General features: G+C 35.7%; 17 protein-coding genes. 5 read left to right on the top strand and 12 right to left on the bottom strand.

Annotated features, from left to right (window positions below; all coding sequences use genetic code 11):
- Positions 1-9: 9 nt before the first annotated feature.
- Genes ACI6PB_RS00755 through eutM form a run of 6 tightly spaced genes read right to left on the bottom strand, consistent with a single transcriptional unit; the run spans position 10 to position 3,686 of the window.
- Positions 10-1,437 carry an aldehyde dehydrogenase family protein gene (locus tag ACI6PB_RS00755; protein ID WP_056955921.1) on the bottom strand — a complete coding sequence of 476 codons (1,428 nt, stop codon included), beginning with the start codon at positions 1,435-1,437 and terminating at the stop codon, positions 10-12.
- Positions 1,438-1,453: 16 nt separating this feature from the next.
- Positions 1,454-1,759 carry a BMC domain-containing protein gene (locus ACI6PB_RS00750; RefSeq protein ID WP_025085271.1) on the bottom strand — a complete coding sequence of 102 codons (306 nt, stop codon included), beginning with the start codon at positions 1,757-1,759 and terminating at the stop codon, positions 1,454-1,456.
- A gap of 17 nt (positions 1,760-1,776) precedes the next feature.
- Positions 1,777-2,073 (bottom strand): BMC domain-containing protein, encoded by a 297-nt coding sequence (locus ACI6PB_RS00745; protein ID WP_025085270.1) that lies wholly within the window; start codon positions 2,071-2,073, stop codon positions 1,777-1,779.
- A 17-nt stretch (positions 2,074-2,090) separates the two neighbouring features.
- On the bottom strand, positions 2,091-2,372 hold the full coding sequence (locus tag ACI6PB_RS00740) for a hypothetical protein (protein ID WP_025085269.1): 282 nt from the start codon (positions 2,370-2,372) through the stop codon (positions 2,091-2,093).
- Positions 2,369-3,388 carry a DMT family transporter gene (locus tag ACI6PB_RS00735; RefSeq protein WP_025085268.1) on the bottom strand — a complete coding sequence of 340 codons (1,020 nt, stop codon included), beginning with the start codon at positions 3,386-3,388 and terminating at the stop codon, positions 2,369-2,371. The genes ACI6PB_RS00740 and ACI6PB_RS00735 overlap by 4 nt, the downstream gene beginning before the upstream one ends.
- Before the next feature lie 13 nt (positions 3,389-3,401).
- Entirely contained in the window at positions 3,402-3,686 is a 285-nt protein-coding gene (eutM, locus tag ACI6PB_RS00730; protein WP_025085267.1) for an ethanolamine utilization microcompartment protein EutM, read from the bottom strand.
- A 619-nt stretch (positions 3,687-4,305) separates the two neighbouring features.
- Here eutM and ACI6PB_RS00725 point away from each other — a divergent pair.
- Positions 4,306-5,019, top strand: coding sequence for a VIT family protein (locus ACI6PB_RS00725; protein WP_404327590.1), 714 nt, complete (start codon positions 4,306-4,308; stop codon positions 5,017-5,019).
- 55 nt (positions 5,020-5,074) lie between these two features.
- Here ACI6PB_RS00725 and ACI6PB_RS00720 read toward each other — a convergent pair whose 3' ends face one another.
- The 3 genes from ACI6PB_RS00720 to ACI6PB_RS00710 all read right to left on the bottom strand — a co-directional run bounded on the left by ACI6PB_RS00720 (position 5,075) and on the right by ACI6PB_RS00710 (position 6,765).
- Positions 5,075-5,614, bottom strand: coding sequence for a dihydrofolate reductase family protein (locus ACI6PB_RS00720; RefSeq protein ID WP_309510559.1), 540 nt, complete (start codon positions 5,612-5,614; stop codon positions 5,075-5,077).
- A 244-nt stretch (positions 5,615-5,858) separates the two neighbouring features.
- Positions 5,859-6,245 carry an effector binding domain-containing protein gene (locus ACI6PB_RS00715; RefSeq protein ID WP_404327589.1) on the bottom strand — a complete coding sequence of 129 codons (387 nt, stop codon included), beginning with the start codon at positions 6,243-6,245 and terminating at the stop codon, positions 5,859-5,861.
- Positions 6,246-6,381: 136 nt separating this feature from the next.
- Positions 6,382-6,765, bottom strand: coding sequence for a MerR family transcriptional regulator (locus ACI6PB_RS00710; protein WP_404327588.1), 384 nt, complete (start codon positions 6,763-6,765; stop codon positions 6,382-6,384).
- Between the two features lie 61 nt (positions 6,766-6,826).
- Here ACI6PB_RS00710 and ACI6PB_RS00705 point away from each other — a divergent pair, with 61 nt between their 5' ends.
- Positions 6,827-8,041 (top strand): MFS transporter, encoded by a 1,215-nt coding sequence (locus ACI6PB_RS00705; protein ID WP_404327587.1) that lies wholly within the window; start codon positions 6,827-6,829, stop codon positions 8,039-8,041.
- A 170-nt stretch (positions 8,042-8,211) separates the two neighbouring features.
- On the opposite strand, the gene ACI6PB_RS00700 is transcribed toward ACI6PB_RS00705, so the two are convergent.
- From ACI6PB_RS00700 to coaA, 3 genes are all read right to left on the bottom strand, one after another.
- Positions 8,212-8,766, bottom strand: coding sequence for an Ltp family lipoprotein (locus ACI6PB_RS00700; protein WP_404327585.1), 555 nt, complete (start codon positions 8,764-8,766; stop codon positions 8,212-8,214).
- A gap of 322 nt (positions 8,767-9,088) precedes the next feature.
- Positions 9,089-10,639 carry a glutamine-hydrolyzing GMP synthase gene (guaA, locus tag ACI6PB_RS00695; RefSeq protein WP_309510562.1) on the bottom strand — a complete coding sequence of 517 codons (1,551 nt, stop codon included), beginning with the start codon at positions 10,637-10,639 and terminating at the stop codon, positions 9,089-9,091.
- 73 nt (positions 10,640-10,712) lie between these two features.
- Complete coding sequence (gene coaA, locus ACI6PB_RS00690) at positions 10,713-11,639, bottom strand: type I pantothenate kinase (RefSeq protein ID WP_025085548.1); 927 nt, start codon at positions 11,637-11,639, stop codon at positions 10,713-10,715.
- 182 nt (positions 11,640-11,821) lie between these two features.
- Between coaA and ACI6PB_RS00685 the strand changes: the two genes are divergently transcribed.
- From ACI6PB_RS00685 to ACI6PB_RS00675, 3 genes are read left to right on the top strand one after another with little or no spacing between them, the layout of a single operon-like run.
- Positions 11,822-12,745, top strand: a complete 924-nt coding sequence (locus ACI6PB_RS00685; RefSeq protein ID WP_404327429.1) for an IS30 family transposase — start codon at positions 11,822-11,824, stop codon at positions 12,743-12,745.
- A gap of 45 nt (positions 12,746-12,790) precedes the next feature.
- Entirely contained in the window at positions 12,791-13,372 is a 582-nt protein-coding gene (locus ACI6PB_RS00680; protein WP_081784524.1) for a GDSL-type esterase/lipase family protein, read from the top strand.
- Positions 13,373-13,383: 11 nt separating this feature from the next.
- Positions 13,384-14,019: a GPP34 family phosphoprotein gene (locus ACI6PB_RS00675; protein WP_025085550.1), complete on the top strand. Its 636-nt coding sequence runs from the start codon at positions 13,384-13,386 to the stop codon at positions 14,017-14,019.
- Positions 14,020-14,108 lie beyond the last annotated feature (89 nt).

Raw genomic sequence — 14,108 nt, 5'->3', positions numbered from 1 at the left:
CTCGTGGAATTAATTTTCTAGAATCTTATTAAGGAACTTCTTTAGAACATCTTCTTCAAAATTTTTATCGTCAGATGAAATTTCGGAATCACCGTTGTAATAAATCATTCTTTGATAAGTTAAGTCTTCAGCTACAATATTTTTAGCAGTGCAACCTCTACCGGTCGTTTGACCACCTAAAAACATTGAAAGTGGAAAACTTGAACCTATCCCTACACCAGCTAGATAGGCGGAATCATTAACAATCATTCTGCCAACTGGTTTTTGAATAGCATATTCTTTGATGATTTTGTCATCTTTAGAATGAATAACTAGCGTGTGTCCATTGCGTTTTTCTTTTAAAAGATGAATACATTTTTCGCAAGCGTGACGCCAATCAGGTTCTTTATAGAAGGCCATGATTGGACATTTTAACTTCACAGCGAAGGGATCATCTTCGAAGATATAAGGCTGTTCAGATACTAATACCAAAGCATCATCTGGAATTGAAAATCCTGATCGATTGGCGATCCATTTAGCAGTTTTGCCGATATATTCTTCACTAACCTCTGTACCCTTACGGAACAATGTTTGTCTCAACTTAGCTTCTTCTTCTTTATTCATGAAGTAAGCTCCGTCGTTGATCAATTGTGTTCTGACATCTTCAGAAATGGAGCTTTCAGCAACAACGAATTGTTCTGAAGATGGAGCTAATCCATTATCAAAAGCTCTACTTTTAATAATCTGCGAACTTGCTTTTGCAATATCAGCTGTCTTTTGAATGAAGACTGGCGTTGACCCTGTCTCTGCGTAAAATACTGGTTTACTTGGAATATTGACCTGATCGTAATATTCAGCACAACCAACATTGATCACAGCAGCCACTTCTGAACTGGCAGTTAACTCTTTTACACCATTGAAAGTCACATTGTTCATATATCCGAGAAATCCTTGCGGTAATCCTGCGTTAGTACAGATCAGTTGGATCTGGGGATATATTTTTGAAGAAATTGATGACATCTTCGGATGTGGAACCATTACTAAAGTATTTCCTGATTTAATAGCTATCAATAACGCATAAATACTGTATAAAACGGTATTTTCAATTGGTAGGAGTGTAACTACCGGACCTAAGGGCACACCCATCTTTTCAATTTGATTCTTATCATTAAATAAAAGTGGTCCAACAATTTTTTTATTGTCGATATCTTTCTTATATAGTTCAATGAACTGATTGTACAAATCTAACTTATCTTCACATGATCCGATAGATTTATTGGCGTACTCAATTTTTAGCAAATCTGGCAAAATTTTAGTTAAATCATCGATTACTTTTTTTAGAATAAGGTTCAATTCATCCTGACCATATCCTTTTAACATTCCAAACGAATCCCTAGCTGTCTCCGAGACGATTCTTGCTTCCTGTAATGACTTCAAATCATTGTCTATTAATTGCATAATTATTGCTCCCTTATTATTCAGGCAATAGTTTATTCAATGCATATCGATCAATTATTTTTGTTAGGTCGCGATGAGGACTAGGAATGACTACCGAGCTATAAACTTCAGCACCCATATTTTCTACAGCTTTGATTCCCGCGGCTACTGCACTTTCACAGGCTGAAACATCACCTTGAACAATTACAGAAATATATCCTGAAGCAACATTTTCATATCCGACAATATCGACATCCGCAGCTTTACACATAGCATCCGCAGCCTGTAGAACAAACACCAAACCAAATGTTTCAATTGATCCTATTGCTTTATAATTCTCCATATCTGTTTACTCCTAAGTTATTGATCAATATCATGAACTGAAACAATGTCGCCAACACCCGGTATCGGACGTGGCATAACATTGCTGGCTGTAAGTTTACCGATCTCTGACGCTGCTTTGGCACCAGCTTCTACAGCAGACTTAACTGCCGCAACATCGCCTTTTACAATAACCGTAACTAAAGTGGATCCTATGTTTTCATATGAAATCAATTCAACTTCTGCAGCTTTCAACATTTCATCAGCCGCTTTCAATGCAGGGACCAAACCGACTGTCTCTATGAGTCCCAATGCTTCATCACCTTTATATCTCATAAATTCAACCTCTTAGTTTAGTTGCTATACTTTTTATCAACATATTTTGCAACAGCATCACGACCATCAGCGTTGATTCGATAATTCATAATTAGGTTGTCGTCTTTATCTAGTTCATAACTATCCAACTCAACCAAACCATTGGCTTCTAAAGCCATAAAATGTTCCATATATAATTCTTCGTTAAACTGTTTTTCATTGCCGTATAGTGGTTTCAAAGCTGTCATAACTGCCTTAACATCAACAGCTTCGTGACTATTCATATAATTCAAAACGGCCATTCTACTTGGTAAACTCATTGTTCAACGCCTCCCTTTTTAAATAGATCTAAAGGATTCATCGTTACAATAATGGCACCCAGAACAATAACGATTGAGCCAATGACGATTGTTGGAGTCAAAGTCTGGCCTAAGAATAGAACACAGAATAGAACTCCCCAGAAAGCATAAGTAACATTGAGTGACATTCCGATTGCACATCCAACAGTTGCGTTAGCTTTGTACCAAGTAACGAATGAGATGGCTGCGCTTAGTCCAGCTACAGCTAACCAAACAAGTGGAATTCCGGCTGAAATTGTTCCACCAAGCAATTTAAGAGCTCCTACAGCTGGAACCATAAGAACTAGAACTACTAGACCTGAAATTAATTCTCTCAAGTTAACAGCAACGTCAGTATCGATCATTGCACCACCAAAACTAGAGAAAACACCTTCAAGTCCCCAACTAACGGCGGCAATCAAAGCACAGATAATTCCAAGAGTGAAGTTAGGTGCCCCTTCAGGTTTTACAAAATTAATAATAATTGCGCCAAATACACAGAGCACCATACCCAAAACAACCCGTTTGGTTGGCTTTTGCTTCAAAAACATCCAAGCAAACAAAGCACCGAACAAACTACATGTGGCAGAAATTGGAATTGCATAAGCACCAGCCATTGCTAAACCAACTAAGTAAGCACCGTTAGCAATTGGTCCCCCAAGAAGGAATCCGATAACCAACATCTTGCCTGGTTTAGTCTTGAGAGTTCTGCCTAACTCCTTCAAACGACCTTTTTTAGCGTTGTAGATCAACAACCACAATCCGGCAATAAAATCATTTAGTCCTGAACAGACAAACGGTGCTGCCAAAAATCCAGCGGCACTGACTAATGGATCATAACCACTAGCAACCATTACCAGAGTTGAATAGATACCGTATGTTAATCCAGAAATTGCACCATTAATTAATCCTGTAGTGTGGAATTTTTTAGTTAATGCATTTTTCTTACTATCCGCAAGATTAATGCGTCCATTGATAGATTCCTTATTAATATCCATTGTCACTTACTCCTTATTTTGTGTTTGGAGTTGGTAAAATATTCTCAACTTCTGCATGTGGACGAGGAATTACGTGAACTGATAATAGTTCGCCAATTCTTTGAGCGGCTGCGGCACCAGCATCGGTAGCGGCCTTAACAGCACCGACATCACCACGAACCATGACAGTAACTAGTCCTCCACCAACTAATTCTTTTCCGATAAGAGATACGTTAGCTGCTTTCACCATTGCGTCGGCCGCTTCAATAGAACCTACTAAACCTTTAGTTTCAATCATTCCAAGTGCGTCATATTTCATGATAATCTCTCCTTTGTGAGCGTTTGCATTTTTGTTATGGTGCCATTATATTTATGACCCCTACGGTTCAAGTCAACACTCCATTTCAAATTGAGTATTAAAACACAAGATCACTCTCACTAAAGGCCTTAGAATAGGCTTTTTGATTAAAATTTTATTTTTTTAGAAATAATTGTGTCAGTGAGAGCATTTTGCTTGACATGTAGAAATTTTCACAATCATTTTTAAAAAGAACATTTTTTTGAAATATTTTTTGCATTAAATTTCAGGAATACCGATTTAACAACATTTCAAAATTTAAAATGAGACTCTGACCTTAGGGATAGGTTTACGTGAAAAAAGCCTATTCGACTACACTTGTCGTCTTTCTAGATAAATTTATTAAAAAATTTTTCTTCTACTAGAAAAGGCATTTTTAGTAGATTATTTAAACCTCTAAAAATGCCTTTAAGTTAATATTTATATGTGAAATCATTCCCACAATTTTATGATTTTTTACTGAGCATATTACTTGCCTTTTAAAAATTTATCTTTCTTTCTATTCAAAAATATAATATATTTAGTTAAACGTTTGCATTGACATTATAATTTCCGATGATCTAACAGAAGGAGACCAATTATGAGTAATTATTTACTACATTCAATCGTACCCAGGGAAATTAAAAAATTACGTTTATCCGAAAGATTAAACGTAGTTCGAGCCGGTGTTTTAGGAGCTAACGATGGTATCATTTCCGTAGCCGGAATTGTGACTGGAGTAGCTGGTGCACAACAAAGTCAAATGACATTATTCATTTCTGGATTAGCTGGTATGTTTGCTGGAGCCCTATCAATGGGCGGAGGCGAATATGTCTCGGTTAGTACTCAAAGAGATACCCAAAGAAATATGGTTAAATTGCAAGAAGAAATGATTGCTGCAAATCCTAATCGTGAAGAAAATGCTCTGGCCAGTTATTATGAAAATAAAGGGTTAGGTCTAGATTTATCAAGACAAGTTTCTTCTAGTCTAATGGAACAAGATCCTCTAGCTGCCACGTTAAAATCCAAATTCAATATTGAATTCAAAGACTACTTCAGCCCTTGGCAGGCAGCTTTCTCATCATTTTTCTCATTTATTATTGGCTCATTATTACCGCTGATGGCAATTACTTTTATTCCCTATCCATATAAAGTTTCAGGAACTATGTTTTCAGTAATTATCGCTTTGACTTTCACAGGATATATCAGTAGTAGATTGGGTAAATCAAATGTCATCAAAGGTATTTTAAGAAATCTGCTTGTTGGTTTGGGAACGATGATCGTAACCTATCTTATCGGTACACTTTTAACTTAATTATTTTAAATACTAAAAGAGCATCCCTGACTTCAATCAGAGATGCTCTTATTTTTTACTTGCTATATTCAAGATAAGCGATACCGTTAACTTTTTTAGCCGATACCAAACTTAATTCTTTAAACTTTGTTTTATCTGAGAACAAAGGAATACCTTTTCCCAGAATAATAGGAACGATTCCTATTTGATAAACATCAATTAGATCACTGTTAACCAATGGGGCAATGATACTGCTGCCACCGATGATCCAGATATCTTTTGAAGACGACCTCTTCTTTAGTCCGTTAACCAAATCAACAATATCACCATCTACAAAGTGCAGATTGCCGACATCATCAATTGGCTGGCGAGTCATTATATAATTATCAAAATCATCATAGGGATAACTATCTGGTGACAATTTATTAGCCACCTGGTCATAAGTCTTGCGTCCCATGACTACTGAATCCACATGTTTAACTAATTTCTCATATTCACGATCGTTGTCTTCACCAGATGTAAAATCATTATCAATCAAGTAATCGATGTTGCCATTTTCTTCTGCAATATATCCATCTAAAGTTTCCGCGATGAATAGAATAACTTTACGTGTCATATGTCTATCCTCCGGTTCTTCTGGTTAAACATATTGTATATTCTTGCAGTTGAAGTTACTAATAAAAAGCTATCGATTTTGAATTCATAATCGTTTTAAATAAATTTTGATAGAATTGCTCTATAAACATTTGGTATTGTTCTAGCAAAAATTATTGCTACATGGTCACTTAATGAATTATTGATATATTTCGATTTATTCAATAATGTATTCCACTTGAACCCAAGACCTATTTTTACAATTCTTACTTAACGGATATATATACTTCAACCGTTCCATCAGGATAATATTTTTCAAAATCATAATCATATTTTCTAATAATTTTTTTATTATCCTCGTCTAACCATACTTGTTTCCACAATTTGGGAACATCATTTGAATCGTCAGTATAAGTAATGTACTTATTAGAATCAGGTATTAAAATCCCAGACATATCATTTTTATCTTCAATTGCTGTAGTTAAGGAATAGTCGCCCCTATAATCAGATTGATAGTTATGATAAATACCGTACCTAATTTTATTTTCTGGTATATTAACCACCGACTTAGACCACAGATCCATAACTTTTGAAAACATTTCTGGATCATTGAAATTATTTGTGCGAATACTCTTAATTTTATGTAAAATCATGTTTTTCTCCTATACGAACATATGTTCTACAAAAAGAATAACATACTTTATTATTATTTAATCAAAAAATTTAAATTTACTTCTAATTAAGGAGGACCTAGAACTACAAGTCAGACATTATAGTTATTATTTCTGTTCACTTTATTAAATTATCTTGTTGCTGTTTTTTTAAAAATTCCATTTTTTCATTTAAATATTTGATACTAGCCTCAATGTCGGACTGTTTTTCATGTAAGGACTCAACTTTTTCCCTCATCAATCTCAAACGTGTTGGTATGGTTTCTGGCCCTTGACCACGATAGTTGGTATAAGTATGAATTTCATCCAAAGTAAAACCAGCCGCTTTTAGTCTTAGCAACAATGCCACATGATCCACGTGGGCATCAGTATATTGTCGCAACCGTCTGGGACCATGTTCAGGATGGATAAGATCTTTCTTTTCATAAAATCTAATTGTATCTGGGCTCAACCCAGTTATTTTGGAAAACGTTCCAATTGAATATAATTTTTTATTTGACATGGACTTAACTCCATTATGTAAGATAGAATCTGTTGTTTTCAGAAAAACGGAGGCTCTTATATTGAATAATCATGAATCACTCTTTAGCCGTGACTTTTGGCTACTTGCATTAACCAATCTTTTCGTTATGACTGGATACTATAGTTTAATGGTAACCGTTGGTCTATATTCAGTTAAAAAATTCCAAGCTCCTACTAGTATCACAGGACTAATTGTCGGTATCACCGTCATAGGAATTCTTATTTCCCGTTTCTCCAGTGGTTACTTGACACATATCTTCAGTAACAAACAATTGATGGTCGCTGGTACCATTCTTCTAATTCCAGCAACTTTATTATATCAAATGGCTAATTCAATTCTCTTTCTAATAGTTGTTCGTTTGATTCAGGGTATAGCCATCGGTTTGGTCAGCACCGTAACTAATACTGCTGTCGTTTTATTATTTCCCAAAGCAAGAACTGGTGAAGGAATCGGTTACTTTAGTCTAAGTACAATTTTAGCAACTGCTGTTGGACCTTTTGCTGGATTATTAGTAGAACAACATTTTAATTTTAATGTAATGTTTATGATGGAAACTATTCTAGCAATTCTAGCTTTGATTTTTTGTCTCTTTGTTAATGGCAGTAAAATTGCTTTTCATTTCACAAATAGGCATCCTAAAATCACTATTCATGATTTTATTGAACCTAAAGCTTTACCAATCGCTAGTACAATTTTTATTGTTGGTTTAGGCTACGCAGCTATTCAAGCTTATTTAAGTTTTTATACAACAGAATTAAACTTAGCTAGTTACTCATCCGTCTTCTTTTTGATTTACGCCGCCGCAATTTTAATTTCTCGTCCATTCACCGGCAGAATTATTGATCATTTCGGTGAAAATGCGGTTATCATTCCTTCAGCAATTATTAATATGTTAGGAATGATGCTTTTGGCCACAGCCAGTTCTGGTTGGATGATCTTGGTATCTGCCTTTCTAATTGGTTTAGGATTTGGTAATTTTCAATCCACCTGTCAAACCGTCGCTGCAAAAAGTGTTCCTATCGAAAGACTCTCCCAAGCAACAGCCACCTACTTCATTCTCTTTGATTTAAGTCTGGGAGTTGGCCCTTATGCTTTAGGTATAATTGAACCACTGACTGGTTATCGAGGATTATTCTGCCTAATGGGTATTACAATCATTATTGGTTTGATTTGGTACTTATTAATTCATGCCCGCAAAAATAAAAATTTTGTTAAAGATGCTATTCCTAACAATTCTGATAACAGGTTAGATTAACTTAATCTCTAAATAATTAAAATAAAAAAATAGCAATTCTGAATTAATTTCAGAATTGCTATTTTACTTTGATGTCGGTTGTCATATCGCCAGACGAAGTATTTATAAATTGATTAATACTTACATTTTTTATGAACTATTTGAATATTTCCTTCCTACCCAAAATCAATTTATTTCAAATTACTAATAGCATAGTTTGCTTCCTCAGCAGTAAATTGTTCTCCATACTCTGATGTTAATTGATCTCTTATTGATTCTGGTGACATTGACATGTCTTCCTGATACGACTTAGCCTTAAACAAAGCATTTTTATTCCAGTCTGCTTTTATATTCTCCATAGCGTATTGAGCCGCTTCAGTTGAAAATTTTTCACCATATTCTGATGTCAATTGTTTTTGTATTCCTAATTTTGACATATGCATATTATCTGCATAAGATTCAGCTTTTCTTAATGCTGATTTATATTCAGTTGGTACAACAGGTTTTTGCGGTTCTGCTGATTTTTCAGTATTTTCTATTTTTTCAGAATATACCTCTTTAGTTGATTTCTTCGAATTAGATTTATCCTTAGCAACCTGTGACACTTTATTTTTATCCGATTTATCTGTATTCGTATTCTTAATTCCATTTATTCCAGCAAATACTAGAATAATAGCCGCGATAACTATCCATCCTCTTTTCTTTTGATACCACTTCTTTTTTGCAGAATAGTTTCCTCTTCTCATGTAAAATCCCCTTTTATTTTTGATAGTTTTATTTTAGCTAATCAGAGTGGTATATTCTATTTTGATTTAACATAACAAAATATTCATTTATTTAAGAAAATTAAACATTTAGAATATAAGAATATTTATCATAAAAAGAGCATCCCTGAAATTAATCAGAGATGCTCTATATTTTTAAGCCTTATCAACATGATTTGTCTTAGACTCTAATTTTTTACAATAATTTTGGCTGAAAACCATGTTAATTTACATGTTTTTTGCCATTAGTTCCGAGTTATAAAGGCTGATATATAGGTATCCGCCTTCAAGTTAACTTGGCTCTTTATTCCCACTCAATAGTTGCGGGCGGCTTAGAAGTAATATCATAAACTACACGGTTGACATGATCTACTTCGTTTACGATTCTAACTGAGATCTTTTGAAGTACATCCCAAGGAATCTTAGCGAAGTCAGCTGTCATACCATCAATAGATGTAACGGCACGAATTCCGATTGTGTAATCGTATGTTCTACCATCACCCATGACACCAACACTTCTGATACCTGGCAAGACTGTGAAGTATTGCCAAATTTTTTCATCTAGGCCGTTCTTAGCGATTTCGTCACGAAGAACCCAGTCACTATCACGAACGATTTGTAACTTCTCTTCGGTAACTTCACCGATAACACGAATTCCAAGGCCTGGGCCTGGGAATGGTTGACGCCATACTAATTCGTGTGGCATACCTAGTTTTTCACCTAATTCACGGGTTTCATCCTTGAACAATGTACGAAGTGGTTCGATCAACTTGAAGTGCATGTCTTCTGGAAGTCCACCAACGTTATGGTGAGATTTAATTGTTTGAGCAGTACTTGTACCACTTTCAATGACATCAGTATAAAGTGTACCTTGTGCTAAGAAGTCAATACCATCAAGCTTTTGAGCTTCATCGTTAAACACTTGGATAAACTCGTTACCAATAATCTTACGTTTCTTTTCTGGATCAGTTACGCCAGCAAGTTTGTCTAAGAAGCGTTTTTGAGCGTCAACTTTAATGATGTTCAAACCAAACTTACCTTTCAAACTGTCCATAACTTGATCGGCTTCATTCTTACGAAGAAGACCGTGATCAACGAAGATACTTGTCAATTGTGTACCAATAGCTTTGTGCAACAATACACCAACAACAGAAGAATCAACACCACCGGATAAACCAAGAAGAACCTTCTTGTCACCAACAGTTTCACGAATCTTTTGAATTTGTTGATCAATGAAATCATCCATTGACCAGTTAGCTTCTGCTTCACAAACGTCGAATGCAAAATGCTTCAAGATTTCTGAACCGAATTCAGTATTTCTAACTTCGGTATGGAATTGTACACCGTACATCTTACGTTCATCATCAGCGATTGATGAAATAGGTGCATTTTTACTTGTAGCAACTACTTTGAAGCCTTTTGGAGCTTCTTTAACAAGATCACCATGACTCATCCAAACGTATTGTTTTTCAGGTAAGTCTTTGAATAGTACAGCATCTTTATCAGTAACTGTAATATCAGCGTGACCATATTCACGGTTGCTTGCTGATTCGACTTTACCGCCAAGGTTATAAGACATCAATTGCATACCATAACAGATACCAAGAATAGGAATACCTAACTTGTAAATGTCTTGGTCGATTGTAAAGGCGCCTTCGTCGTAGACACTATCAGGTCCACCAGAAAGGATAATACCTTTAGGATTGATTTCTTTAACTTCTGCAGCAGTAATAGTATTTGGTAGTAATTCAGAGTATATGCCAATATCTCTGATTCTACGAGTAATCAATTGATTGTATTGACTACCGTAGTCTAGAACAATGATGCTATCAGCATCTGGCCATTGCTTGCTCAAATCAATTTCCCCCACTTTTTTTATTTATTCTATTGTATACGAAAATTAGTTCCATGTCATATATTGTTAACGCTTAATATTTTCTGAGATAAATTTTATCGATCTGGTGATCCTCAGATTTGTGCAAAATAAGGTCAGCTCGGTTCATAGTTGGCTTGATATAATCACGCAAATTAGGGTAATTAATCGTATTCCACACATTTCTTGCCATTTTCATCGCTTCAGTTTCAGGAATCTGAGTGAATTGATAGTAATAACTGTTAGGATCATTTCTCGCTAAATCTAAAAGTGTCTCAAAACGATTTAAGAACCATTCCTCAATATCATCGACTTCTGCATCAATATAAATTGAAAAATCAAAGAAATCACTGACATAGATCTGTTCGTTCTGAGGCAATTGTAATACATTTATCCCTTCAACGATCAAAATATCTGGATTATCTAACTCTTCGTATTTTCCAGGAATAATATCATAAATGTTATGTGAATATAAAGGATATCGTATTTTACCACCACGAGTTTTGACTTCACCTAAGAAATCTAACAGTTTGGACATATCATATGTTTCTGGAAATCCCTTTTTATCCATTAAATGACGTTCTTTTAAAATTTTACTGGGATACAAAAAACCATCCGTTGTCATCTGTGCCACTTTATATTGTGGATAAGAACGCTCTAACATAATCTTCAACAATCGAGCGGTCGTACTCTTTCCCACAGCAACCGAACCGGAGACACCTATTACAAATGGAACCTTGCGCGTTTTATTATTTAAAAATTCATTCTTTAACTTGGTTAATTTGCGATAGTTCTTTAAGTAAATATGTAGTAAATGGCGAATCGGAGCGTACACTGAGCGGACATCATCGATTGAAATTTCATCGTCTAGAGACTTGATCTTCCGCAATTCTCCATCAGTAATGGCTTGTTTCTTATATTCACCATGAAAGTTTTCCCACTCTTTTCTTGAGAACTCATCATAGTTAGCTAAACTTTGCATATTGTTAAACCTACCTAATATAGTAATTAACTTTTATTTATTTTCTGGTATTCTAGTATAGTATAGAACTTTTTTAAAAAAGGCAGATTGTAAAATTTAAGTTGAACATTTAAGTGGACAGAAAAACCCATCAAGGTCTTTAATGGTGTTACCACAACATTCCATTAGAAAGAAGGACCTTAATGGGCACCACTATTTTATCATTCCAGAACCGTGTTGTCATTGAAACGCTTCATAATGAAGGACGTTCCTTGCGATACATCGCTAACTACTTAGGCTTTAGTAAGACCACCATCTTTAACGAACTTCACCGGCTAAATAGTGAGTACCAGGCTGAGCTAGCGCAAACTGACTTTGAACGAAAGGTTAGTCAACGGGGGCGGAAGTCTTCGCTCACTAAAAACCTTAAACACTTGGTCGAGGAAAAGATTCAAGTCCAGAAGTGGTCCCCTGAACAAGTTGCCCATGTGGTTGGGATTGCCTACAAGACGGTCTATAACTGGATTGATCAAGGCTGGCTTGATATACAGTTGCCCGATTTGCCTGATCATGGAATTCGTCGTCATCGTGCTAAAGAAAAGCGTGGTACGTTCAGTCACGGCCGCTCCATTGAGGAGCGTCCTCATAAAGTCGAAACTCGCCAGGAATTCGGCCACTTTGAAGCTGATACCGTACTTTCTGGCAAATGTAAAGGTCAAGCTGTGGCTACTTTTGTGGAGCGTAAGAGTCGCCTGACAATTGTTAAACGGCTCCATGGTCGCGACAGTCAGTCCATGACTCAAGCCGTACTTGAACTAGCTAGTCAACTTCAAAACAAGCTCAAGACGCTTACCGTAGATCATGGTAAAGAGTTCGCTAACTATCAGACAATTGAACGGCAAACTGGTACACAGGTTTATTTTGCCCATGCCTATTCACCACATGAACGCGGTAGTAATGAGAACCGTAACCGAGTTTTACGACGCTTTATTCCCAAAGGCCAAGCCATTGAAGAGTTAAGCGATCACAAGCTGATTCAAATTAATTGGTATTTGAATTCACGGCCACTTAAATGTCTTAATTGGCATACACCAATCGAGATCTTCTTGCTTAATTTACGTCACTAAATTCGTTCAAGTTATTTCTTGCAATCTGCCAAAAGGAAATAATATATGAAGAGAATAGTATTATTTGGGGACTCAACCCTGATGGGTCTACGCGATGGCAAAGCTACTGATACGTTGGCTAAACGCATTCGTAAAGACTTTCAAGGCTACGAGGTTATTAATATGTCGATTGCCGACTACAAAACCAATAATGCTATGACACGAGTTGATCGCGTAAAAAAATTAGACCCTAGAATCATTATTTTAGGATTTGGTATCAACGATATTTCGGTAGACGATGAAATTAAGCCTGGCAAATTTGCTGCCAACTTAATGAGTATGATTGATACATTAGGTAGTCAAAAAGTTATTCTACTTTCTCCACCATTTGCGGACTGGCGCAAGAATCCCAAGCAACCTTGGACTCGTCAACTCCAATTTGAACTGGTGACGGAACATTTGAGTAAACAACTAGACGTATCGTATATCGATTTGCTTCATGATATGGCAAATAGCGCTAATCTGGACGATTTGCTACAGACAGACGGTTTGCACTTTACCAAACAAGGTTATAATCTTTTAGAAGACGAATTAATACCAGAAATTAAAGCCACACTGGCCAAACAAAATGAGTTAGTGTCGAATTGAAGGAGCACTTTATGGAGTTAAATATTCCTCAAAAATATTTTATTTTATCGTGTAATGAAAAAGGTAGTATCCGAATCTTTAAGAATACCAGACGTCGTGCCTATCTAGCTGAAAGCTCATTTTTTGACTTAGCTTTAAACGATATCATCGATCTAACTGACAACAGTGTCATCATTAACAAAGTTTTGCCTGACGACAAGAAGTACCTCAACGAGTTCTTCCAGATCATCAACAAGAATCAAGGTAAAAGTGTCACTCATGTTTTGAGAGCCATGGCTACAAATGAAAAAATCACACGAATCATTTACAACGAAATTGGTGACTCACTCGTCAACAAAGTCGATGTAACCAAAGCAGTTACCGGATTAGTTTTTAAAACAAATAACTACTTACCTAACCGCAGTGTGAAACGTGAATTGGTAGCTGATCTTCGAAAGGAAATTTTGACGGCAGATAAAATTTCTCCCGAAGCCTTTGCCTTACTAGCTACTCTCTATGGTAATCATGACTTGAAATTCTACTTCTCACAATTCGAACAGAAACAATTGAAAGATAAGATTGCTCTTTATCAAAAAGATCCAACTTATGACAAATTGTTTGAACTGTCGAAACGTTTGAACCGTGTCACATTAACCTTATTAAGTTAAACAAAAAGCGAAGTCACGTGACTTCGCTTTTTTAGTATTCATTATTTTCATAATATGAATGTTTCAATTCTCAGTAGATTAAAAAAAAC

Source organism: Companilactobacillus paralimentarius (genome assembly GCF_963227125.1).
In the GTDB taxonomy this organism is placed as follows: domain Bacteria; phylum Bacillota; class Bacilli; order Lactobacillales; family Lactobacillaceae; genus Companilactobacillus; species Companilactobacillus paralimentarius.
This window is presented reverse-complemented; position numbering and strand designations above follow the sequence as displayed.